At 58.4% G+C, this 23,063-nt stretch carries 14 protein-coding genes and 5 pseudogenes; 11 read left to right on the top strand and 8 right to left on the bottom strand.

All coding sequences use genetic code 11. From position 1 onward, the window contains the following. Positions 1-282: 282 nt before the first annotated feature. Complete coding sequence (locus AKN83_RS28350) at positions 283-2,523, bottom strand: tetratricopeptide repeat protein (protein ID WP_050399877.1); 2,241 nt, start codon at positions 2,521-2,523, stop codon at positions 283-285. Positions 2,524-3,485: 962 nt separating this feature from the next. Here AKN83_RS28350 and AKN83_RS28345 point away from each other — a divergent pair. From AKN83_RS28345 to AKN83_RS28325, 5 genes are all read left to right on the top strand, one after another. After that, positions 3,486-5,114 (top strand): acyltransferase family protein, encoded by a 1,629-nt coding sequence (locus AKN83_RS28345; protein ID WP_050399876.1) that lies wholly within the window; start codon positions 3,486-3,488, stop codon positions 5,112-5,114. Between the two features lie 224 nt (positions 5,115-5,338). Next, complete coding sequence (locus tag AKN83_RS28340; RefSeq protein WP_050399875.1) at positions 5,339-5,545, top strand: cold-shock protein; 207 nt, start codon at positions 5,339-5,341, stop codon at positions 5,543-5,545. 573 nt (positions 5,546-6,118) lie between these two features. After that, a complete protein-coding gene (locus AKN83_RS38795; RefSeq protein ID WP_128089458.1) occupies positions 6,119-6,535 on the top strand; it encodes a hypothetical protein in 417 nt (138 codons plus the stop codon). A gap of 1,008 nt (positions 6,536-7,543) precedes the next feature. Further along, positions 7,544-7,822: a type II toxin-antitoxin system ParD family antitoxin gene (locus AKN83_RS38790; RefSeq protein WP_083992287.1), complete on the top strand. Its 279-nt coding sequence runs from the start codon at positions 7,544-7,546 to the stop codon at positions 7,820-7,822. Then, positions 7,812-8,045 carry a type II toxin-antitoxin system RelE/ParE family toxin gene (locus AKN83_RS28325; RefSeq protein WP_083992286.1) on the top strand — a complete coding sequence of 78 codons (234 nt, stop codon included), beginning with the start codon at positions 7,812-7,814 and terminating at the stop codon, positions 8,043-8,045. Before AKN83_RS38790 ends, AKN83_RS28325 begins: the two co-directional genes overlap by 11 nt. Before the next feature lie 692 nt (positions 8,046-8,737). Here the strand turns inward: AKN83_RS28325 and AKN83_RS28320 are convergent. Further along, the gene (locus AKN83_RS28320) at positions 8,738-9,127 is read right to left on the bottom strand and encodes a c-type cytochrome (RefSeq protein WP_050399873.1); all 390 of its coding nucleotides are present in this window, start codon (positions 9,125-9,127) and stop codon (positions 8,738-8,740) included. An 803-nt stretch (positions 9,128-9,930) separates the two neighbouring features. Beyond that, complete coding sequence (locus tag AKN83_RS28315) at positions 9,931-12,009, bottom strand: hypothetical protein (RefSeq protein WP_050399872.1); 2,079 nt, start codon at positions 12,007-12,009, stop codon at positions 9,931-9,933. A gap of 1,711 nt (positions 12,010-13,720) precedes the next feature. On the opposite strand from AKN83_RS28315, the gene AKN83_RS28310 reads away from it, so the two are divergent. After that, positions 13,721-14,059 (top strand): hypothetical protein, encoded by a 339-nt coding sequence (locus AKN83_RS28310; RefSeq protein ID WP_244522136.1) that lies wholly within the window; start codon positions 13,721-13,723, stop codon positions 14,057-14,059. A gap of 1 nt (position 14,060) precedes the next feature. Next, positions 14,061-14,624 carry a type II toxin-antitoxin system VapC family toxin gene (locus AKN83_RS28305; RefSeq protein WP_050399871.1) on the top strand — a complete coding sequence of 188 codons (564 nt, stop codon included), beginning with the start codon at positions 14,061-14,063 and terminating at the stop codon, positions 14,622-14,624. Positions 14,625-14,663: 39 nt separating this feature from the next. On the opposite strand, the pseudogene AKN83_RS41420 reads toward AKN83_RS28305, so the two are convergent. Next, positions 14,664-15,632: pseudogene (locus AKN83_RS41420) on the bottom strand (transposase). Between AKN83_RS41420 and AKN83_RS41920 the strand changes: the two are divergent. The 4 genes and pseudogenes from AKN83_RS41920 to AKN83_RS42270 all read left to right on the top strand — a co-directional run. Then, a complete protein-coding gene (locus tag AKN83_RS41920; protein WP_347336839.1) occupies positions 15,578-15,814 on the top strand; it encodes a transposase in 237 nt (78 codons plus the stop codon). The pseudogene AKN83_RS41420 and the gene AKN83_RS41920 overlap by 55 nt on opposite strands. A 194-nt stretch (positions 15,815-16,008) precedes the next feature. Beyond that, positions 16,009-16,362, top strand: coding sequence for an IS66 family insertion sequence element accessory protein TnpB (gene tnpB / locus AKN83_RS28295; RefSeq protein WP_050399869.1), 354 nt, complete (start codon positions 16,009-16,011; stop codon positions 16,360-16,362). Positions 16,363-16,413: 51 nt separating this feature from the next. Continuing rightward, a pseudogene (gene tnpC, locus AKN83_RS42275) lies at positions 16,414-17,393 on the top strand (IS66 family transposase); the annotation flags it as partial. 38 nt (positions 17,394-17,431) lie between these two features. Then, positions 17,432-17,917: pseudogene (locus AKN83_RS42270) on the top strand (IS66 family transposase); the annotation flags it as partial. A gap of 121 nt (positions 17,918-18,038) precedes the next feature. On the opposite strand, the pseudogene AKN83_RS28285 reads toward AKN83_RS42270, so the two are convergent. The 4 genes and pseudogenes from AKN83_RS28285 to nolL form a co-directional block, all read right to left on the bottom strand. Beyond that, positions 18,039-18,244 (bottom strand): annotated as a pseudogene (locus AKN83_RS28285) (phage integrase N-terminal SAM-like domain-containing protein); the annotation flags it as partial. 252 nt (positions 18,245-18,496) lie between these two features. Beyond that, on the bottom strand, positions 18,497-20,866 hold the full coding sequence (locus tag AKN83_RS28280; RefSeq protein WP_244522135.1) for an NEL-type E3 ubiquitin ligase domain-containing protein: 2,370 nt from the start codon (positions 20,864-20,866) through the stop codon (positions 18,497-18,499). A 169-nt stretch (positions 20,867-21,035) separates the two neighbouring features. Beyond that, positions 21,036-21,187, bottom strand: a pseudogene (locus tag AKN83_RS41410) (IS3 family transposase); the annotation flags it as partial. A 376-nt stretch (positions 21,188-21,563) separates the two neighbouring features. Next, the gene (nolL, locus tag AKN83_RS28275) at positions 21,564-22,685 is read right to left on the bottom strand and encodes a nodulation factor fucose acetyltransferase NolL (protein ID WP_083992284.1); all 1,122 of its coding nucleotides are present in this window, start codon (positions 22,683-22,685) and stop codon (positions 21,564-21,566) included. Positions 22,686-23,063 lie beyond the last annotated feature (378 nt).

The following is a 23,063-nucleotide window of genomic DNA, read 5'->3' as shown; positions in this document are numbered from 1 at the left end:
GACATCGGTGCGATGAGCCCGCAAGCCAACGATGAACGCTCTGGCAATAGACGGCTTGGCAAAAGGCATCTTATTACCTATCTACCTCCCTGTACCTCTTGTGGCGTTCGGTCACTCGCGATAAGACCGGCCAAGGCGCGTCGCTTGCCGATCAGTCTGTGTTGCGGCGGCCGCCGCGAAAGCATTCGCTAGACCGAGCCGAAGCTCTGAGATGCAGCCATCAATTCCTGAGCGATCCTGTCTCACGCTGCTCGAATGGCAAGAGTGCCGTGAGCCGCAAGCTCACATAGGCTTCGCGGAAGATGCAGTAGCTCGGTCCCGGCGCGAGGCAAGGTCAGCCTGCAGGCTTTTCTCGATGTGCTCGCGGGTGAGGAGGTAGTCCGGATCGCCCCCGATCTCGACAGCGACCGTCGCATGGTTCAATGAAATATCCGGCCGGCCCTCGTTGAAGTACTCGATGGCGAGATTGTTGTGGGTGAGCGCATGCCGAGGGTTGAGTTCAAGGGCTCGAACATAGTGTGCGATGCTCTCGTGCGCCTTGCCAAGCTCGGAATAGGCGAGGCCGAGATTGCTCTGTAGGTCGGGGTTTTTGGGACTGATCTCGGCCGCCGCTAGATAAGACTCCAGAGCAGCTTTAGGCCTGTCCTGCCGCATCAAGATGTTGCCCTTCTCGAAATGAGCTCGCCATTCGTTTGGCTTGATGACAAGTGTCCTGTCGAGATCGGCCAGCGCGCCAGCGGCATCCCCCATTCTGCTGTGAAGTGCGGCCCTGTTCAGGTGAGCCTCATAATAGGGTGGGCAAAGTTCAATGGCGCGCCCATAGGCCTCCAGAGCTTCAGCTTCCCTTCCAGCCACTTTCGAAAGCAGGTTGCCCAGGTCATTATGATACTCTCCATAGTAGGGATCATACGCAATGGCCTCACGCAACTGCTTCTCAGCCCGAGGAAGTTCGTCGATGAGTTCATAGACCTGGCTGGTGTTGTAGATCAAAATCGATTGGTGAAGCTTGAATCGCTCGTCGCCATACGCCTTGAGCATCTTGCCAAGGCCTTCGGCGCAAAGCGCGAGGGCTTCGTCGTACTTCTGCTGTTTGGCCTTGATGTAAGCATAGGCGTTCTCTGCAAACACCTTGATGTAGTCGTACTTGTCGTGCTCCCTGAAATCCCGCTCGATGGTCTCCAGGTTCCTTAACGCGTACTCTTCGGCCAGCGTGAGGTTGACCGGCTGCTGGTAGCGTCCATACGTCATCGATTGGGCATACAGAACCGTTGGTGTGTATCGGCTCTTTGGGAACGTTTTGTAGAATTCGTCCAAATAGGGAACCGAGACCCGCCCGCAGCCGAGCGAGTACAGCACAAAAGCCGCGTTGATGAAGGCGGCGTTCACGCCGGCATCCCCGGAGCCGTAGGTGCGAAGCGCAGGGTCGGCGAAAATTTCCCCGAAGTAGCCAAACCAGAGATCGTACAGGCCAATGCTCTGGAGGATCTGACTTGGCTCTGCAAGCAGCTCTAGACGCTTGTACTTGTCCCGTACCGATAGCGCATGGAGCATCACGAGAGGCGCCTTGCCTGCCAGATAGCGCTCCAGGCACGCGTCGTGCAGCTGCTCGTGCAGATGATCTGCGGTCGCCGGCTCGAAGGTTGCATAGTTTCGCTGCGCGATCAAATCGGGCGTGGTACAATCGGATTCAATGTAAGATTTGAGAAGGCTATGCCGTTCCCCGGTGTTGAGGCTGGCCAGATAGAGATCCACGGTCGCGGTCGGGTCGAGATAGCCGACGACTGGTAATCCTGCCGCTGTGCATTTGCTCAAAGCCTCTGCAATCAACGGGTTGCCGCCACTTGCCTCATAGATCTGCCGGTGCTTCTCCGCGGGAAGATCCGGATCAAAGGTTGGCCCCAGCTCTTGCGAGCTATATCTGCCGAAATGAACCTCGCTGGCATCCGGGAAATAGAGCCTTTGTTCATAATCGATCAGAACGAACCGAAACAGCCGCGCATCGTCGTCCAGCCTGACCAGCAGCTTGATCAGGTTCTTGGCCGAACCGGACAGGGCCGCCGCGCGATCGATGACGATGATGTGACGCTCGTTGAGCTGTCGGGCGCAGTTGATCAGGAATTCGGCTAGTCCGACCAGGAGCTTGTTTTGATATTCATGATGATAGAATCGGGTGCGTTCCTCCTTGCTCGAGGTATTGGTGAGATCCTTCGGCACGGTAAAGGCGTCGCTGTTTAGGAGGGGGAATAGCCGCTTCAAGGATTGTTGTGCCGCCTCAACCAGTTTGGGCCTGTTTTCCTTGGCCCACCTTAGTTCGGCGTCAATGAGCGCTTGCAGTCCGGCAAGATAGCCGCCGGTCCGCCAGTCGCCGTCAGTGATAGAGAAATTAGAATTGGAGCTTGTGAGTGCCGATTTGATCGTCGGCAGCGGCGCCATGCCCGCTTCCGCCTTTAAAATAGTGATCGCACTGAGCTCGACGGATGCTGATATGGCTGAAACCACGCGCTGTTGGATCAGATCAACCATTTTACTCTCCCGAACTGTCGCAAAAGAGGGTGGCCGAAACGACCACCCTCCGATGCCGCTATACTCTCATCAGGTAGATGCATCCAAGGCATCTGCCGCACCAACCTAGAGCGTACCCGTGTACGGAGTGGTGGTGCGGATCGTGGTCTTGATCTCAGCGATCTTCTTTTTCATCACGTGTTCCTTTCCTTCTCTCGCACGCCAGGCCCAAGCGAAAGTGCGGCCAGCCGTGCCGGACAAGAATAGTAAAGTTTTGCACCAATCCGCAGCGAGATTCCTTGGCAGTCGCTGTCAAAAAGATTGAACGCGCGGCTCGGATTGGCTGCCCATTCCGTTTGCGATGCGTTCAGTTAGCAATCTCAATCCGGGCTGCCTTGGGCCGGCTGGTGGCCGGATGCGCCTCGCCGCTAGAATAGGAGTGTCACGAGAATAGGCACCTTGTGCAGCTCCGCTGCTGCACGTGAATCTCCTAGTGTGGCTGGCTGATGATAGCCTCGCGGTCCCCACACAGGACGTGAACTGGTGCATGTATCCGTTGTGAGACTGCCCGAGACGAGAGCATGTTGCTTTGACCTGGGCTCTCATCGGGTACCTGGTGCCCCAAGCTCCCTTCGCAGAGGGAGCAGCTGGCGCCAACTTATTCAGGAAGGCTTCCGGTGAGACAATGGCGCGGTTCAAGTATGACAGTCTGGGGACATAGCTTGGCCAGAACCGGTCGGAATATGGATCTAAAATCTGAGCCGCCCTACCAGAAGTCAGAGTTTCAGCGCTGGCCTGCCTACCAATAAGGTGCGAGAGCGCTCTGATAACCGAATTGAGCTTCCGTGGAATTTGAATGATCGCATCGCACGCTCGCGTGATGCGATCAGTCTTCCCTGCCTTTAGCGCGTGTCCAGCTGCGTGCCTTTGGCGCCATCGATCGCCCAGGATTTGTACCCACTCGCAAATGACGAGCGACATCGATGGTTAAGCAGATACCCGCACTGACCGGTATCCGGTTTGTCGCGGCGGCAGCGGTCGCATTGTCTCACGGCGGCAGCGTGTTCTTGCAAGGACCGAGCCTCGGACTCGATATCAGCGTCGGGACACTCGGCCTGCTCGGAATGTCGGTCTTCTTCACGCTGAGTGGCTTTGTCATTCAATATAACTATGGCAGCTCGATTGTGAGGAGCCCGCGGAAAGCGATCCCGGACTTTCTCGTGGCGCGCATAGCGCGAATCTATCCTCTGTTTGTTGTTCTCTTTCTCGTCGAATTGCTGACTGGACCGTTTGTCTGGCCGTGGCTCCTCGGAACCGAGGCGCCGGCCGAAGGATTCTCAACGCACCTTGTCCCGTTTCAACTCGGGCTGGTTCAAACCTGGTTTTTCGCAAATATCGCCGGTGTAGCTCCCGTCTGGCAGTACGAGGAGGTCGGCATCGTCTCCTGGTCGGTGAGCACCGAGTGGTTTTTCTATCTCGTTTTTCCACTCGTTTGCCCTCTGCTTGCGCGGATCAGAACTGTGCCCGCCGCGGTTGTTTGCGCCGTCGGAGCCGTCTCAATCGAGCTTGGCATCGACCTTGCGGTGCTCATGTTGCAGGGCCGCATCAACCTGTTTGCGCTTCATGCCTATGGAACAGAGGCGGCTCTACCGAACTGGAAGAACACGCTGATCCTCTGGATCGTCTACTTTTCGCCGTTTTGCAGGGTGTGGGAGTTCGTTCTCGGCTGTTGCCTGGCAAGGCTCCATGAAGTGGGGTCGGAGCAGGATTTCAGGCCGTCTCGTGCTCTGCTCGACATCGCGGCATTTGTTGGCGTCGGCGCGATTAGTTGGGTGTTCTGGTTTACCGCCCACAAGTCGCCATTTGGGGCTTCCATGAGCCTGTTCGATATTGCACGCAACAATATCGCCCTGGCGGCGCCGGTGGCGCTCATCCTTGTCGCGGCGGCACATCCCGTTAGCACTGCAGGACGGCTGTTGTCAGCAAGGTGGCTTGTCTTTCTGGGCGAGGCCAGCTTTGCCCTTTATCTTATACACATCATCATCTTCCGGCGTTTTCCGGTGGTGCGTTGGGAAACGTCGATCCAACTCCTTGGACATCTCGGTGCGTTCGCTCTCGCTTTCGCCCTGGCAACTTGCGCCGCGATCCTGTTGCATTTCGGCTTCGAGGTACCGGCCCGCAGGCGAATTCGCGGTGCCTATCAGGCGGCCTCGGCGGAACAGCGCAGGCTCCTGGTGCGATTGGGAAGTGTCGGCTTTGCCGCACTTGTTGGTGCGGCGGCCGCGTATGCACTGCGGGGTGCGGCCGGGAATGTCATCACGGAATCGGGCATTTCGGTCGTTTCCGGCACGTATGGCGGCAATTGCCGCTGGATGTCGGCGCGCGGCAACACCACGGATGCACTTGCAGAAGCGTGTAATGGTAAGAGCGAGTGTACGTTTCGTGCAGATGCCGTGCGGATTTCTGATCCTGCTCCGGATTGCGCAAAGGAGTTTGCCGTCGCCTGGTTCTGCAAGGGAGATCGCAGCATTCACTCCAGCTCGGCTCCGGATGCGGATGCTACGTCGTCGGCCCTGCAGCACTCCTGTAAGAAGGTGGCGCGGGATGATTGAGCCGCAGGCTGAACGGCCATCCGAATCCCGCTCCCCTGAAGCGAGGATCTGCGACGTCAGGGTGTTGCTGTCGGCCGCTGCACAAAAGACTCAACATCTCAGTCATCGGGCAAGAAAGTTGCGGACGTGACTGTCGCGGAGGACGAGCGTCGTTTTGCCGCCCATCTTGATGGCTGCGAGACTCTTAGCTAGATCACGAAGGTTCAACTGATGGAGATGCTGCCGTGGCAATGGGTATTGTGAAGTGGTTCAATTCCAGCAAAGGTTATGGCTTTATTCGGCCGGAGGACGGAAGTGCCGATGTGTTCGTGCACATCAGTGCCGTGGAAAAGGCCGGTTACAGCACCCTCGAAGAGGGGGCTCGGGTCAGTTACGAGCTCAAGGCCGGGCGCTCGGGTAAGACGTCAGCCGAGGATCTTCGGGTTGGCTGACTGACGTGCACCTCCGGGCTGCCTTCGGCAACTTGTGATCTCGCGCCTGTCCGGCGATGCCTTGTATCTGGTGCGCCGGGCGGTCCTTTACGACCGTCGCTTCCAACTGAGGCTTTGCCGCAAGCCCCGTGGCGGCTTCACTCAAGGCATTGCTCGCCGGTGCCACAGCAGTTCCGGATTCTGCCCACCTTGGAGCAGTATGGACCTGACACAATATCCTCGGTGCCATGAATGTCCGAACCGTACACTCCTGCCCAGCGGGCCAGGAGGTGTACGCCGCGCATGACCTTGTAGCAACTTGCTGCACCGGCCGACGCAAAGCTTGTGCTGTCGATTCTAAAACGAGCGCACCGAGGCGAGTTCGTCCGTTATGGACGATACGAGCCTGCGGCGTGCTGATAGCGTGCCCGCTCGAGGACTCCTCGCGCATCAGCCGGCGAGCAATCCCAGGACGCCGGCGCTCGTAGTTAGCCAATATAGTTGAGGTTAACGGCGGCACGTTGTTGACGACGTTTCCCTGATCTTGAACCATTGGACGGGAACTGCACACACAGCCCAGCGGAGACACGGCAGGTGTCCTTCCAACTGACCGTCCTGAAAGTGCTGGCCGGTCAGCCCACCGGGCGGGCCTCTGTTGCCGAAGTCCGACGCGCCGTGGAGATCCTGATGAACAGCGGCCGCGACTGGACCGATCGCATGAAGCGGTTGGCCGAACATGCTCCGGATCTGAATATCTTTTCGGCAAAGTTTGTCTTTCGCGATGCTCTCGGCTGGGAAATTACACAAGAGGGGCGGCAATTCCTGTCTGCACTCGAAAGGGCGGTCGCCGCTCGAAGAGAGCCGCTTCGATCGACCATCGATCCCTCATCCAGCGAAGTCCCTGTGCAAGCGGTCACCGATCCAACAAATTCACTTATTGCTCCCCGCAGTCGCCATCAGAGCTCGCGGCGACGCCGCAGGAAAGGTCGATCCAGTCGACGAACAGCATGAAGCAGGGTTGTCTTAACTTAACTGTCACCCGCACCGGGGGCGAGGCGCGCGGCGCTTAACTTGGCAAAAATGCCATCCGGATGGAGAAAGCCCTGCGCGTGATCTGTTGCTCAATAATGTCATGACAGATTTGGCTCCTGTCACTGTGCTGGACCTGGAGGCCTCAGAGGAGAGGAGCGGGGCATTGAAGGGCGATCTCCTCGCCGCTTTCTGAGCGGTTCACAGTGGTCGTTCCGCCGAACAGGACCTGCCCGTGCAAAGTCGCCTGGCGGAAAGGGCAAGGACACGCCGACCCTTGTTGCTAAATGAGGCGAACATCTTGCTTCCAAGGGCTGGGACTGGAGGAAATATCTTGCAGTGTAACCTCGGTCATATGCAGTCCCGCTTCTCAACTGGCATTATCAGCGAGACAATTTCTGGTAGGATGTCATGGACGACGAGTTTTGTAGAGAGAGGGCGCGGACCGTGCGGGAACTTGCCGAGCAAGCTGACCCGTTCATCAAGGCGCGCTTGTTGCAGCTGGCCGCCAATTACGAACGGCGCGTTGGTCAGCCAGAGAAATCAGCTCGAGATCACGCTGACCAGCCGGCACTAAGGTCACCCATTTTCCCGCCCTAAAATTGAGAGATGGCGCTACGAGTCATCGGGCCGGGATCTTTCTCGGTGGTGCGCTTGTGCCGATTCTCGCAGCTATCGCCAATCTCAAGGCGCCGGCGCGACAAGTCCGGCGGCTCGTCGTGGAGGCCCGGCCTCCGCCGCAGAATAGTGGGCCCGTGCTCAGGGCATTGCGGGCTGACCTCCTTGGTCGTTGTTCATGCCTCCCACAGGAAGGTGGTTGGCGCTAGCAAAGGCGCCTCGGACGGGCTGAGCCAAGTGATTTCGTCACTTATCAACCGTTTGCCCCCGTCCTTCTATAGCCCCACGTGGCTGGAGAACCGAGGCGCGGTATTTGGAAACCCCTTGCGGGCTATAGCATAAAGTAATATATTATGAGGCAAGGAGGTGCGTATGGCCACGAGTTATACTGTCGGCAAGCACTACGAGAGCTTCATCAAGGATCTCGTCGACAGCGGTCGCTATGCAACCGCTAGCGAAGTGATGCGGGAGGGACTGCGCCTTGTTGAAGAACGCGAGGAGCGTCGCAAGGCGAAGCTTGAAGCATTGCGTGCTGCCATACAGGAAGGCCTTGAAAGCGGTCCAGCCGAGCCGTTTGAGCCCGGCGAACTGGTCGAACAAATTAAGGCCCGAGGACGTGAACGGCTGAGAGCCGGGAAGCATGGCGGGTAATCTCACCAGGCGGCCCCAGGCCGAGACCGACCTGGACGAGATTTGGCTCTTCATCGCATCAGACAATATCGCCGCTGCGGACCGCGTGCTCGATCGAATCGGCAACGTCTTTCAGATGCTTGGCGAGAATCCACTGGCGGGCCGACAGCGGCCCGAGTTGGGTATGAGCATTCGGAGCTTCCCGGTCGGCAACTACGTACTCTTCTACGAAGCCTTTCCCTGACGGCGTTGAGATGGTGCGACTGCTGCACGGTGCTCGCGATATCACGCCGGAAGATCTCGACTGAGAACTTGCTTTGTCAGCCGTCGCACAATCGCATTTACGATTTTACAATTACGAGGTGCGGGCTGACGTTGTACAGTGGCTATGCTCGGCACGTGACCCTTAGCCACGAGGGATGCGATCCATGCCAAGACAGTCATGACCATGAATGGGGTGGTCGCTGCAAAAGTCTGGAACTCGAGGTTCACAACATGGAGGACGATCAACGGATCTCTTTTGTCCAATACCTGCACTAACGCACTTCTCTGCCCCTTCTATTCACTTGCTAGAACGCTAAGCTTGAGGATGTACGATCTGAAGCTGCGTGAGCTTCAGCCCCTTCAAGCCACCTATCATGGTTAGCTTACAGTCGCCGCAGCCTTGATTCAGTACAGAGCATCACCTAATCGCTCGGTGATATAAGGGGCTATCTTGTCGCGATCGGCGCCATTGTGCTCGATCGCCAGAACACGACATACGGGCGATCACCCGCTAAGCCGCCGCGTATTCGACGGCTTACGGATGACCATGCCGATGGAAATATTGGCACCAGTGCAAGCTTGATCATGGGTGCCTCGCTCCAAGAAGCGCGAACTTCACGACTTACCGCCGGCTCGAAGCTTTTCTCACGTTCTTATGACCGACCCGTCCATTCACTGACGAAGCTTAACAGGCGCCTTATCGAAGGTGTGCAAGTAGTCGATGATGTCTGAGATCGTCTGATCGTCCTTCATTCCACCAAAAGCCATCTTATTGCCGGGAACCGTCGCCTTTGGATCGTGGATGTAGTCGGAGAGGTTGTGGTCGGTCCAGGTGATCCCAGAGTTCTTCATGGCCTCTGAATAGGGATAGCCCTCAACCGATCCCGCCTTACGTCCAATCAGCCCGTTGAGGGTTGGGCCGATGGCGTTCCTGGCGTTGTCACCCACCTGGTGGCAAGGCTTGCAGGTATTGAACTGCGATTGTCCGCGCGTCGCTATCTGAGCCTTCGCCTGCCCAATTCCGGCGGAAACCAGCAGAGCAGCGAGAATCGTCACCTTCATCAACTTATCCTTTCTTCACCTGCCTGACATGAAGAAGGCTGGTGTCGCGCCCAAGCCTACATCCTGACGTAGCGTTCGATTCAAGGCTATTTCAACGATATCAGTGGCCGTCTTCCAGTTTGCCCGAGCGAACGACATCTCTGCAGCCCGAACTGGTCTTGGGGGTGACCTAAGCGCCAAAAGCAGGAGAGAAGGCACGCTCCGGCAACCCCGATCAACTTCGATTGCCAGCTAACGGCACGCGATTGTCAACGAGCCTCGGCCTCGAACCCAGCAAATACTGACGCGCTTCAGCCTAGCGATCTCGGACAGCACGGCGAACCGAGGGCAGCTCGCAACAAATTTGATCCACGGCGATCGTAGGGAACGGGCGCGTCTAGCGACGACGATTTCGACACTGACCGAATCCAGACGATGGCGTCGCGCAATTCGCATTTTGCAACATTGGCCATGGTTTCGGCATCGGTCAGCCAAGAGCACTGCGGTGTCCGGGCGTCATCGCCAGGTTCGCATTTCTTGGAAGCCTTGGGCAGCGTCGCGATAGTCGTCGCACGGATAAGGCGTAGCGAAACTGGCTTAGTGGCGATGGGGAGGACGCGCTATTTTCGGGCGGACGAGCCGCGATGACGATAGACAGGAACAATCTTGCAGGGTTCACTAATGAGCGAGACGTGCGTGTCCAACGGGCCCCAGCGCGTAGATTCGAACGATCGCGTTATCGCATCGCAGAGCTAGCTTCTCGTACACGCTCAGAAGACCAGCCACCAAGTCATCAGACCCGGAGAAGCAAAGTCGCAGAGCCACTATTTGCGATGGGCGCGGCGAACGACTTCTGTCGCAATCGCGACTGTAGCTTGGCGACATGCCGGCTCTCTCGACCACTTGCAGAAGCCGGTTATCAAATTCTCCAATCCCTGCTCAGTAAAACCCGAGAGACGAGCGGCACGATGATAGACCTCACCGGCAAGTGCGAGCGCGGCTTGGCCAATGGTCGCCTCCTCAGGCCATTTGCAGAAACCGTTCACCAGATTGGCAATATCCTGCGGGGTGAAATCAGCGAGACGATCGGCGCGACGAAGGACCTCGCGAGCGAGTTCGACTGCCACTTGGCATAAGGTGGCTACTTCAGGCCACTTGCTGAACCCGTTTACCAGATTAGCCAGCGCCTGCTGAGTGTAGTCGGAGAACTGAGCGACATCAGAGCGAAGGACGACGTGCGCCAGTTCGACCGTCGCTTTGCGACAGGCTTGATCTTCCGGCCACTTGCTGAAGCCGTTTACCAGATTTACCAATCCTTGCTGGGTACAATCGGATAATTTGGCGGAGCGGCGAAGGACCTCCTCAGCGATCGCAATCGTCCCTCGGCGAGAAGCTACCTCGTTGGGCCATTTGCTCAAACCGTTGACCAGGTTCGACAGGTCCTGCGGCCCTAAATTGGACAGCCAGCCGATGCGGCAGAGCACCTTGCTCGCAATTGCAACTACCGCTTCACGAAAGACTGCCTCTTCCGGCCACTTGCTGAAGCCGTTGACCAACTTGGCGAGCTCCTTCTGATTAAAATTGGAAGGCCATGCGTCGTGGTGAACGAGGTCGCTCGCGATCGCGACCGTAGCTTTCCGAAGCTCGACCTCCTCGGGCCACTTGCTGAAGCCGTTCACCAGGTCTGTCAGTCCCTGTTGAGTAAATTGAGAGAGTCGGGGACGGCGAATGATTTCGCTCGCGATCGCAATTGTGGCATCGCGAACGGCCACTTCTTGCGGCCACTTGCTAAAACCATTCACCAGGTTCGCCAATGCCTGCTCAGTATAATGGGATAGCCGAGCCGCCATGATTTCATGGGCAAGTGCGACTGCGGCTTGGCGACAAGCTGCCTCGTTCCACCACTTGCTGAAACCGTTCACCAGATTGGTCAGTCCCTGCGGAGTATATTGAGAGCGTCTGGCGGCCCCAGCGTGAAGGACTTGACAGGCGAGTGCGACCCCGGCTTTCCGACAGGCCGCCTCTTCGGGCCACTTGCTAAAACTGTTCACCAAGCTCGCGAGGTCCTGCTGATTGAAATCGCCGAGCCCGGCGGCTCGACGATGGATCTCGTCCGCGATTACGATTGTGGCTTGCCGAGAGCCTTTGTCTTCCGACCACTTGCTGAAACCATTCACCAGGTTCGCCAAATGCTGCCGGGTGAATTCGGATATCTCGATGGAACCGTCGACAATCTCAGCTGCGATCACCCCTGTGGCTTCGCGCACGACCGCATCCTCCGCCCACTTGCTGAAACCGTTCACCAAGTTCGCGAGTCCCTGCGGAGCAAAATCCGAGAGTCGGCCAGGACGACCCGCTCGGCGAATGACTTCCTTCGCGATTACGACCGTAGCTCGCTGGCAGGCTGCTTGTTTCGGCCACTTGCTGAAGCCATTCACCAACGACGCCAGACTTTGACTGTTCAATTCCTGGAATCCGCTCTCGTGATCGCCACAAAATTCGGCCAATCGGATCGCTCCATTACAGCATTCGGTCACTCTGAAGTGCCGACTGAAGGATGATGCGAGAAGTGAAATGGCTCTGAATCCGATCTTCTTTATCAACGCATTATCAAGCCGTGACACGCGAGCAGCAATACGCTCGCAGGCTGTTACCCCAGCCTCACCCCCGCCCACCCGGCTTATCGCATTGCAGGTGGTCGCATAGTCCCAGGATTTCCCAGCGAGGATGTTTTCCTCGAAGCATTCGACAAATCTAAGCTGGAACTGCGAAGCTGCCTTTTGCAGGAACGCTGTTTGATCCGCCGGCCGAAGCTGCTTTGCGTGCTTGAGCACGGTGATTGAGAATTCACGTATTTGATGAGAACGGTCAATCTCAGTTATTGCCGCGTCAAGTGCCAACATCTGTCATTCCTGGGTTCCGCCGGAGGCGCCTAGCGTCTATGAGAGGGAATTCCGGTTTTCACGTTCAGCGACAGTGCATGTACAATCCTATTCGGGACGAGCTGCTTCTATTTACGGCTCGAGCTGTTTGCGATTGCGAGGCCAATAAGACAATTGAGTCGCGGGTGCGGCTTCACGTATTCTCACGTTTACATCGTCCACAGATCTCTTGGCACGCGCACCTTAGTCATTGCTCATCACAGTTTACGCCATGGCGCTCACATTCTGCCTTGCCGATGTCATGACCCGCTGCGGCGAGCATGGCGCGTGCTCTTCGGAGCTTACGATCTGACGCTACGTAAGGTTCAAGCCATATGTTGGTTTACTGTTTAGACCCGGTCCGCCATCTAACTGACATCCTCTCAGGATCGGCCTTCTTCGACCTGCTCGTTTGCGCGGTCGAAAACCGTAACGCTGCAGAATGAACGCTCGCTAAGGGATCTCGTCGATTAGATTTGACTCCACGACCCACTTTACCGGCCAAGACGGGGCGGCCTTGTCCTGCAGCTCGGCGCTCCACGATGTTGGAGACTAGGCAGCTTGGCAGAGCCAGTGTCTAGCTCGACGCAAAACGTCCAGCCGTCCTTCTGCCGATTGTAACTGGTTTGGCCGCTGTCAAGCATGCGGGGCGAGGACGATGTCGCCGAGATATTGAGGGGACCTTCGGGTTGCTGAAGCACGTGCGGTCGGCCATGTGCGCGCGAAACCCATCATTCGTCCACAGCGGTCCCAGCGCGGTGTCACCCTGGACTTCTCGCGGCGCGCTAAGCCAACCGACACGGATGTTGTAGACAAGCCCTATGTCGCAGAAGCCTTGCTTTGTCGGGATCGCGGCTTTGCCCGCCACCGGGACGTGAACCTGGTATACTCCTTCTCGGCGGATTCCACGCGTGCGCGTTCTCAGCCCTCTTCGCGGGGATATTGTGGTCATAGGCCGATCCACGCTTGGCATGCCTGGTAGGTAGTCCAGCGCGCAGTTCGATGCTCCGGAACTTGCGCGCCAGCAGGGCCGGCCTCGTCCAGAGCTAGTCGGTGCTCTTGGTCAGCATATGCCATATGATCGCCAGCTTCCGCGCCGTCGCGACTGCCGCGATGTGCTTGCCGCGTCGTGAAGCCACACGCTGGAGAATGCACGCAGCGGTCCCGGCGAACGGGCTGCAGCCCATGCTGCTTCGACAAGCATTCCGTGAGCTTGGCCGCGGCCCTGCTTGGTGATCCTGCCAAGGTAGGCGGAGCCTCGCCAGACTGCCGTACGCTCGGGTTTAGCCCAGGTGGCTCACCAGCCTGGTCGGGTCGGCAACAGAGCGCCGATTTTGCTGCAGAACCACGTCGGCGCCACCAGCCCGCCAACGTGAGCAAAGTGCAAAACTCTAGTTTTGGGTGGTCCAAAGTTCGGTCTCGCTACACCTCCATCGGAGTGCGCTTCAGACGGCGTCGACAGCTTTCCGGAGCCCTGCCGATCCGAGCGCGTTCAAGATATCTCGCTGGCTACTGTCCAGCGGGGGGCTTGGTGCCTGCCCGTGAAGCCACGCGCAGCGCCAAAATCTACTGGAAGGGCGGTAGCTGCCTCCTGATGGAAATCGTCTACGACGATACCGCCCTTGCGACTTGAAGGCGAGGAGGGAAGGCGCTATGTTAAACAAAATCGAGATTTGTTATACAAGGTCGACCAATGCCGAAAATCAGCACAAAGAAGCCCGCATCCCGCGGCAAGCGTTCCACACTCGGCCACAAGACCAAGATCGGTAAGCTCGGGGTTGGTGCGGCCTGGCGCGTTACCGCCGTCATGAGCGCGGCAGAGCATTCGGGGCTGCTCGGAGAGAAGAGGGCGCGGATCGCTGGGCGGACCAGCCGGAAGCTGATCCAGCGAGCGAAACAGCAGACCGGTATCGCCGCGGACACGGATCTCATCGAATTTGCGCTCGCGAGCCTCGCGCTCGACGACAATTTCAGCGAGACGTTCCGGAAGACGATGGGTTCAGTCGACCCCAACCTCAAGCTCGGCTTCTGACGTGGCGGAATTTGATTTCGCAGCGGCGCTTCGTTGGGCGCGGTTTGATCCTGGCGCGACACTGGCGAGGCGGGCCGATCACGAACTTCCGTTCCTTGGTGATAGGCCCGAGGCGGGTCAGGAGCTTCTGCTCGACACCTGCGTCTACATCGATGGACTTCAGGGGCGCGCACCAAGCATCGTCGCGGACCTATTGGACCTTCGGCACGCCAACCACTCGACTGTCGCCATCCAGGAGTTGATGCACACAGTCGGGGTGCTAGATCCCAAACATCCTGGGACGCGCGCGGCTATCGAGCAGATCGGCGCCTCAATCTCGAGCATGCCGTCTCACCGAATCTTTGCTCCGGATGTGGAGATTGTTGGCCGCGCCGCGCTCCTCTCGGGCATGCTTTGCCGGCTGCAGGGCTATCAGAAGGACGACAAGTTGCGTGCGCTTCAGGACAGCGTTCTATTCCTGCAAGCCCAAAAAGCCGGATTCACTGTTCTCACCGCCAATGTCGCGGATTTCGATTACCTGCTGCAACTGATACCCCTGGGTCGCGTGTTGTTCTATCGGAGGTGAGTTCGCGACTTTGCCGACCAGAAAGGCACACGTAACCTTTCAGTTTTTGGATGCGGGCTTGATTAATCGCGCGAAGGGACCGCTTGATCGGCAACAACCTCGACGCATCGAACCTGACGGCTGTTTCCTCAATACGAGAGAGGGCCCGCCCGAGTTTACCAGCACGGGCGCCGGATGGACGCGCACACGAGCAAAACGCGAAGACAGCTGTTCTGCCGTGCCCTCACGGCACGTGATCTTGTGCCAAGCATGCGCTGGCGGACCGATCGCAAGCTTCGTGACCGAAATCGGTCGGTGTTTGCTATCACGCCGTAGCAGTTTTGGAGATCGTCCGTTCCCCGACCACTTCTTCGGCGGCCGCGGTCCGGTTCTGAGCGCCGATACCGGGGTTTCTGGCAAGATGCCGGCCACATAGCTCAGGCCCAGTTCGGTATACTCCCACGCAGAGCGGTATCGGGCCGTAGCCGGCGTCCATCAGGACCACGCCGCGCGGCAAGCCCACGCACAGGCCCAGCGCACATGATCGAGTGCAATTGCCGGCTTCGTCTTGAAGGTGATGTCCTTGGGAACTCCGGTTTTGCGCCGACGTACGGTCCGTCGCCCATTCCCTTGGTAGATAGAGTCGATAGGCCACCGGCAAGCCGCATGATGGTTCGCGAGCGAAGCGTCACGGCAACCTGTCAATTGTCTTGCTTGCCCAACTGACCGCAATTGCCGTGCAACGCCGACCGAATGCCGCCCCTTCTTACGAAAGCCCGTATCATCGATGATCCAAGCTTCGATCTCTCCGTGACATTCGATGCCCGGTAGCGCTAACTCACGGATCTTGCCCAACGCTTGCTGATCCGACCAGTCGCCTTGACCGACAAGATGTAACAAGGCCTGATGTTGTGCCGCTGTCCGCTCAGGAGTAAGCGCTAAGCCAGAACCCTTGCTTCGGGATCTGGATAGCCGTGCGAAGAAGCCTCCGGGTTGGACGGAGGTTTGACGTCCATTTAGACGGCTCATCGGCGGGGTCGGTGAGCCGGCTGGAGATCCTTGAAGGGCCGTCAGGATGTCGTGTGCGTTCGGAAGCTGAGAGAGCTCGGATCGCTGCCGAGAGTCTGTTACCCGGTGCTCAGGTGTTCGAGGTGGCGCGCAAGCACGGAGCGACGCGCCGGCAGATCTACGATTGGCGACGGCGGTTTTGACGGCGAGGTATGTTGCCGCCGTGGGAGGCGTCCCCGCCGACATTTGCGCCGCTGGTCGTAGACCATGCGTTGGAGGAGCGTCAGGCTCCGGCGATCAAGCTTGAGATCGCGATCGGTGATGTCGTGCTGCGGACGGATACGGCCATAGATGCTGACCAGCTATCCCGGGTGATCCGTGCAGTGCGAGCGTCACGATGATCGCGGCCGGTTCTGATCTGAAGATTTACGTTGCCACGCGGCCGATTGACTTCCGCTGTGGACACGATGGGCTTGCGACGAAGGTGCAGGAGATGCTTGATCTCGACCCGTTCAGCGGCGCAGCCTTCGTGTTCCGCTCGAAGCGAGCGGACCTGATCAAGATTTTGGTCTGGGATCGAACGAGCCTGGTGTTGGTGCACAAGCGCCTCGAAGGTTGCAAGTTTGTTTGGCCAACGATCGCGGACGGTGTGATGCGCATGTCGCCGGCGATGTTTGCGGCCTTGTTCGAAGGGCTGGATTGGAGATTGGTCCGCCCGGAAGAAGCACGGCGCCCGCAGACGGCGGGATAACTGCGGCAGAATGACTCGGCAGCTATTTTGAACGTGGCACACGCGGCGGCGATGTGCTCGAAATGGCGCATGAGCATCGCGGCGCTGCGCGACGAAAACGAACACCTTAAGGCGCTATTGGCGCAAACGCAGGTGGCCTTGAGCGAGCATCAGGGGGCACTGGCGGCGCCGGAAGAAGCCCGACGCCGGCTGGAGTTCATTCTCGGCGAATTACGACGCGACAGGTTCGGCGCGAAATCCGAGAAGCTGCGACCAGATCAGTATCATTTGCCGCTCGAAGACGTGGAGATCGCGCAAGGCATCCTGGATGCCGCGCAGGAGAGAGCCGAGGCGGTGATCCAGGGCCGGTCACGGAACGCGACGGATCAAAGCCCTCATCGCAATCGCGGCTGCTTGCCTGCCCATTTGCCGCGGGTGGAGCGGGTCATCGAGCCTGCGAGCACGCTCTGCCCGTGCGGTTGCGGCGCCATGACGAAGATCGGCGAAGACGTCAGCAAACGCCTGGACGTGATCCCGGCGCAATGGCAGGTGTTGGTCACGCGCCGCCCGAAATACATCTGTCGCCGCTGCGCGGGCCCCGTCGTGCAGGCGCACGCACCGGAGCAAGTCGTGCCCGGCGGGCTGCCGACCGAAGCGGCCGTCGCGCACGTGATCGTCTCCAACCATACGCCTTTTTACCGTCAGGCCCAGATCTATGCGCGCCAGGGCATCCGGCTTGATCGGGCGACACTGGGCAACTGGTCGGGCCGCGCCTGCTTCCATCTTCAGCCCATTGCGGAACACATGCGCCATCACCTGGCCATGGCGGATCGGCTGTTCATGGACGAGACCAAGGCGCCGGTACTCGATCCGGGCGCGGCCAAACGAAGAAAGGCTACTTCTGGGCGATCGCCTCAGACGACCGCGGCCACAGCGGTCCAAGTCCGCCGATCGTGCTGTTCCGATATGCCCCCGGTCGCAGCGGTGCCTTTGCTGAGCAGTTCCTGAACGGCTTTGGCGGACGCTACCTGCAATGCGACGCCTATGACGGGTATGATCGGTTGAACGAAGTCGTTCGACCGCAAGGGCCATGGACGCTCGTGCATTGCTGGAGCATTTGCGCCGGCGCTTCGTCAAATTGGTACGCAACAGCAAGTCGCCGATTGCCGAAGCCGCCGTTCGGCACATCGCGCAGCTTTATGCCATCGAAGCCATGGTGCGCGGTGCATCGCCGGACATCCGGCTCGCCGCGCGAAAGGAGCATTCGTTGGCTCTCGTCGCCGCTTTGAAAATGTGGTTCGAGAACCAGCTGTCGATGATCTCCAGCGGCTCGACACTTGCCGAAGACATCCGCTATGCGCTGAATCACTGGCAGGGGCTGACCCGCTTCCTCGAAGACGGGCGCCTCGAGCTCGACACCAACCCGGTCGAAAACGCCATCCGGCCAGTTTGCCTGACCAGGAAAAATGCGCTCTTCGCCGGTCGTGAAATGGGGGCAGAAAACTGGGCCTTGCTCGCGTCGATCGTCGCCACCTGCAAGCTCAACGACGTCAACCCGGCTGCCTACATCGCCGAAACATTCGAGGCGATCATCGACGGCCATCCTCATAGCAGGATCGAAGATCCTCATGCCGTGGCGATTCCGCGAATCGTCAAGCCAGCCCCAATAAGGGTCCCGGCTAAGCGCTTACGATCTAGTTCAGCGCCGGCCAGGACATCCCGTCGCCACCAGATGAACCTGGAAGGCGCGGATATCCTCCTGGACAAGGCGGTCGGGAGAGCGACCGAAATACCGGCTCAACTTCGCTGCGGCGTTGAGGTAGGATTGCTGTGTCGCCGGTGACAGATTGCGGACCGTCAAGTCCTCGATCATGCGGCGGCGAAGTGGGCTGATCTCAGCCATCGGAAAACCTCCTGTCTGAAGGGTTGGGCTTCGAAAACCCGCAATCCTCTCAGACAAAAGGCAATCCTTGCTATGCCTGCCTACATGCCGCGACAGCGGCTTCGTTCAATCCCAAATCGATTCAAACTAACCCCATCTGCTCTAGCAGAGGCTCGGCACGAATCGATATTTGCAAGACTGAGCCGCCAGTTACGCTGTGTCACTGAGATATGGGTTCCTGTAAAATTGACGCTCCTCGCAAGGATGGCCATTTCACAGCTCAAGCCCGCGGTCCCCAAGCACCTGGCGCATCAGAGGGCCCTTGATCTCGCGGGCGATCTCCTCGCTAATCTGGGCTCCGAATTGCAACTCGGCATCGCTATCTCCGGTTAGCTGATGGTCGGCGAGCCGTTGCTCAAGGCGGCTCGGAAACTCCTCGTCCATCGCCTCCCTGAGCCGGCCCTCCATCTGTGCATGAGCTTGTGGGGCAATCCGACTCACCACCATCTCCCAGGGTTGCCAGCGAGTTGCCAGATAGTCGGCGAACCCCGTCGCCTCCTCGTTGCGCACCTGGATCTCGGCTGCGGCGAGGTCGTCTTCAGTGACGTGGGCAACATCAAAGAATCGCATATCCGGAGCGATGAGCTGTAGGTCCAGCCGCTCACGTAGCTTGACCTGATAGGCGAGATAGACCTCGACCTCGTCGACGAACCCGAGCGAGTCGACCTTCTGACGGGCGATCGGCTCGAGCGCGTTCAGGCGGAACAGGACCCGCGCCTGCTGGATGAGTTCGCCGAGCCGATCGTCATAGGCTCCGTCATCGACATCAGCGTTCAGACGTGCGGTCTGCATGCCGTTCCAGGTCAAGGTGACGCGATCCTGGCAGGTCTCGCTCGCCCCGTAGGCCAGCTCAAAAAACTGCCGCCGCAATTCCGGCCTGATCGCCGCCTGCCGTAGATCCTCGGCCACCGCCTCTCGGAATTCGGGATTGTCATAATTCACTGTCTTCTGCAGCTTGTCGAGGAAGAGCGCGTATTCCGCGGCCCCCTCCTCGTGGGCGAAGTTCTGCCAGACGGCGATCGCCTCCGGCTCGCCCTTCAACCAGTCCGCGACCGCATTGGACAGCGGCCGTTCCTGGTCCACCATCGTTCCTCCACCCATTGAAAAGAAGACCCGCGGGCCGGCATAGCTCGGCGCATTCAGGGCTGCCGCCAAATTCGTCCGCTCCTGCTCGGGCAGCGCATTATCCTCCACATAAACCATGCACCCAGACCCTAGCCGGGTCAGCAGGGTCTCTGGCAGGCTGGTGAGCCGATTGTTGCGTGCCTCGAGCACCTGGAGCTCGGTCGGGAGGTTCTCGGGCAAGCTCGACAGGCTGTTGCCGCTGACGTGGAGTCTCTGGAGCTCAGTCGGGAGGGTCTCGGGCAGGCTGTTCAGCCGGTTATCGCGAGCGAAGAGCAACAGGAGCTCGGCCGGGAGAGTGTCAGGCAGGCTGGTCAGTCGGTTGCCGTCGGCTTCGAGCTCTTTGAGTTCGGGCGGGAGAGTGTCGGGTAGACTAGCCAACCGATTGCTACCGAGGGCAAGCGACTGAAGTCCGGTCGGTAAGGTGTCGGGTAGGCGGGTCAACAGGTTGCCGCGGACATCGAGGTCCTGGAGCCCGGCCGGCAGATTGTCTGGCAGGCTGGTCAACCGATTGCTGCAGACGGCGAGTGTCGAAAGGCTCTCGGGAAGCGTTTCAGGCAGCCCGGTCAGCTGGTTGCTGCCGACCACCAGAGACTGGAGTCCGGTCGGGAGAGTGTCGGGCAGGTCGGTTAACCGGTTGTTGCTGGCGCCAAGCGTCCGGAGGCCGGACGGAAGGGTGTCAGGCAGGCGCACCAGCTCGTTGTCGCTGACGTTGAGCGACTGGAGCCCGGGCGGGAGGGCGGCAGGCAGTGTCGTCAGGCCCAGATCATACAGCTCCAGCCCTGCATAGACGTCGCCGGCCTCTGCCCAGGCTCTTATTCGTCTTACGGCCTCTTGGCGGTCTTCGTCTTGCGTCTGCCCCTCCTCGCCGGCCCAGGTGTCCAAGATGTGGTCGAGCCGCGATTGCCTGAGGACGGGGTCTTCAAGGTCCGTCGTACTGCCATCGCCCGGCCGGGGCTGTCGGCCGAGGATTGATACTCCGAGATCTTGCTGCCAAGGAATTGCCGCGGTCGTTGGCCACTCAGGCACCACATCACCGGGCTCCGCCCACCAATGCTCCTCCTGATCGAAACTTTGCGTCGGCCAATCGGCTGCATCCACACCGTGCCAACTATCCGTCAGACTGAAACTGCCGGCTGGCAACTGGCCACTCCGATCCGCGCCTGGAAAAAGCAGATCTTGATTGACGCCTTGTCCAGAGAAGGCGGGCGAATCCGAGGGCAACCGCGAGGTGCCTTGTCCGACGCGATCCCCGTGCGGCATTCTCAAAAAATCCACATCTCTGTTCGACACAACGTCGCGGTCGCTGAGGTTATTTGAATTCTGGGGCGGGCGCTCGTGCGGATGCAACTGGTTCAGGTGCTGCTGAAACCCCGCTGGGTAATCCTGCTGCTGTCCCAGCTCGTCGTCGTACGCCCGCTCGACATCTGGGACGGGGTGGAGGTGGTTGAACGCATCCATCCGATTCTCCTGACAAATCTGAGCAGCTAACGTCGAACCTGGATAAACACGTTCTTGCTACAAGGCTTAGCTTTCGAGAAGCTGACGAGGAATCTGAATGATTATAACTGCCCTGTTAGGTGTTTGGTCCCGGCATTTGCTGGAGCGGATTGGGTTTGAATCGTTCTGGCTAGGAAGTCCAGCATTTGCAGATGTGCTCGTAAGGCGTGAGGCCCTTCAGGGTCTTTAGCCTCCGTGCATAGTTGTAGGCGATGAAGTCCGCGAGATCAGAGCTTCGAGCTGATCGTGTCGATGATAATGATAGCTTTGGACGGTCGCTTGCGGAGCCGGCATTATTGACCTGCACACTACTGCCGCGCGAAGTCACCACTACGGCTGTCATTCCGCGTGCAATAGTTGGAAGCCGATCGACAGAAGACCTCATGGCGTACTTGCGATGGAAGCCCCGTGATGGTGGCGCAGCCTTCCAGAATTCGCATATTCTCCGCGAGGTCTGACGATCTGTAACGCTCGCCAACAACTCTTTGTTAGCATCTCGTGCGTCGACATCCAAAGCCGCCTCATCGCTGTCCCTACTCCGTCCCTTTCGGGGGAAGCAAATTGCGTGGAGCAAAGACGCAATCTTCTGGAACATTTTTCGGCGAGGCACCCAGATTGGGGCGCCATGAATGGACAGCAGGTTCACAAGTCCCGCAAGCTACGATGGTTTGCGAGAGCCTCCTGATTGATTTGGCTGCCCGACAAAGGAGCGGGGTGGCACTCCGAGCACGAGCTGGGAGAGATAAGGAATGTCGCGCACGGCCCACCGAACCGTTAGCGCGACAGCAACAATCATTGTCCCGAGAAATGCAGCCGCGGCCGACCTCATCGTGGCGTCCCAAGATTCTCCATACTGTATCGAATCCATGAGACGGAATACCGTACCCTGGACCAAGTACAGCACCAGCGTGCTGGGTCCCAGTTTCGCGGCGATAAAGCGGACCACCCGATTTGAACGACCAATATTCCAGGATCGAAGCAGGACCTTAATCATCACCGCTGAGACAGCTGCGGAGCCAAGAAACATCAGAAGCACATTTTTTGCCGACAGCAAATCCTGGACCAAAGCGAGATTTTTGTAGACATAAGTGTCCTTGCTCCAGATCGCAAAGCACATCATAGCCGCAATTGTGACGGACATAGCCAAGAACGGCCTGTGAGAGCGCATCATGCTCGTGCACCGTTCTCTCGACATTGCAAATGAGAATCCCAGGCAGAAAAACGGGTACGTATACTTTATGAGAGGGAATATGGAAAAGGTCAGAGGTGCAAGGACCACCAGAACGACCGATACGAACAAGGCCCATGGTGACGAATGATTGCAGATCGAAATAGTTTTAGCGAGAAGAAAACAAATGAACGCGGCCCAGACGAACCAGTAGGTGCCGGCGAAATCATTCAGGAACTGCAAAACGTTGTCTGGTGCGCTCGCCAGTCGGGGAAACATGGCCAACTTTAATGTCGCCAGGAGAGAGAACCAAAACAGCATAGGCACCAGGAGCTGCATCGCACGATCGCCCATGGCTTGCATGAAGGACTTTTCCAGCAGCGCTCGGCAGGAAAGATAACCGCTTATTCCCATAAAGAGGGGCATGTGGAACATGTAGATCCATTTGAAAATTGCCGAATCCCAAAACCCTTCATTTCGGTAGAGGATATATTGGATCAGGTGACCGACGATCACTAAAATGATGAGCACTCCTTTGGTAAAGTCCAAAGCGAGATCGCGATCGTGGGCTGTCTCAGGCATAATCTTTGCTGTTACATGATGTATCAACATCTCGGCACACTTTTCCGATCAGCCGAATCCACAGCTCGCCACAAATCCTGTCCGACGACGGCGGAGACAATTGCCACGGAGAGTCTGCGCTCCAATAGCTGGCTTCGCGATAAATACCGAAAGGAAAAGGGCGAAACGAGCTATATGATGGTTTATCGATTTCTTTCCCACCCACCTTGCTTCAATCGCTTCCCAGATCCGGCGGGCACTTTGCACCATGCACCGAGCGGAAGAGGTGTTGGCAAGGCATCGCAAGGAGACTTTCCATAGCGCAGGGCATGAACCGCATCCGTCATTTCGGCACTGCGCAGCTCCGTGCGGGTGAGTGAATAAGTTTTGACCTGCCCCTGCGTATTTCCTCCACGAGGAGTTAGAGTC

The organism is Bradyrhizobium embrapense (genome assembly GCF_001189235.2).
In the GTDB taxonomy this organism is placed as follows: Bacteria; Pseudomonadota; Alphaproteobacteria; order Rhizobiales; family Xanthobacteraceae; genus Bradyrhizobium; species Bradyrhizobium embrapense.
Note: the sequence above shows the minus strand (reverse complement) of the source record. Positions and strands in the feature narration are given on the sequence as shown.

Excerpts from the sequence above, each read along its gene's own strand:
- AKN83_RS38790 (WP_083992287.1), top strand. The coding sequence starts at position 7,544 with ATGGCCACGAGTTATACTGTCGGCAAGCACTACGAGAGCTTCATCAAG.
- AKN83_RS28310 (WP_244522136.1), top strand. The coding sequence starts at position 13,721 with ATGCCGAAAATCAGCACAAAGAAGCCCGCATCCCGCGGCAAGCGTTCC.
- AKN83_RS28315 (WP_050399872.1), bottom strand. The coding sequence starts at position 12,009 with ATGTTGGCACTTGACGCGGCAATAACTGAGATTGACCGTTCTCATCAA.
- AKN83_RS28320 (WP_050399873.1), bottom strand. The coding sequence starts at position 9,127 with ATGAAGGTGACGATTCTCGCTGCTCTGCTGGTTTCCGCCGGAATTGGG.
- AKN83_RS28350 (WP_050399877.1), bottom strand. The coding sequence starts at position 2,523 with ATGGTTGATCTGATCCAACAGCGCGTGGTTTCAGCCATATCAGCATCC.
- AKN83_RS28280 (WP_244522135.1), bottom strand. The coding sequence starts at position 20,866 with ATGGATGCGTTCAACCACCTCCACCCCGTCCCAGATGTCGAGCGGGCG.
- AKN83_RS28325 (WP_083992286.1), top strand. The coding sequence starts at position 7,812 with ATGGCGGGTAATCTCACCAGGCGGCCCCAGGCCGAGACCGACCTGGAC.
- AKN83_RS28345 (WP_050399876.1), top strand. The coding sequence starts at position 3,486 with ATGGTTAAGCAGATACCCGCACTGACCGGTATCCGGTTTGTCGCGGCG.
- nolL (WP_083992284.1), bottom strand. The coding sequence starts at position 22,685 with ATGTTGATACATCATGTAACAGCAAAGATTATGCCTGAGACAGCCCAC.
- tnpB (WP_050399869.1), top strand. The coding sequence starts at position 16,009 with ATGATCGCGGCCGGTTCTGATCTGAAGATTTACGTTGCCACGCGGCCG.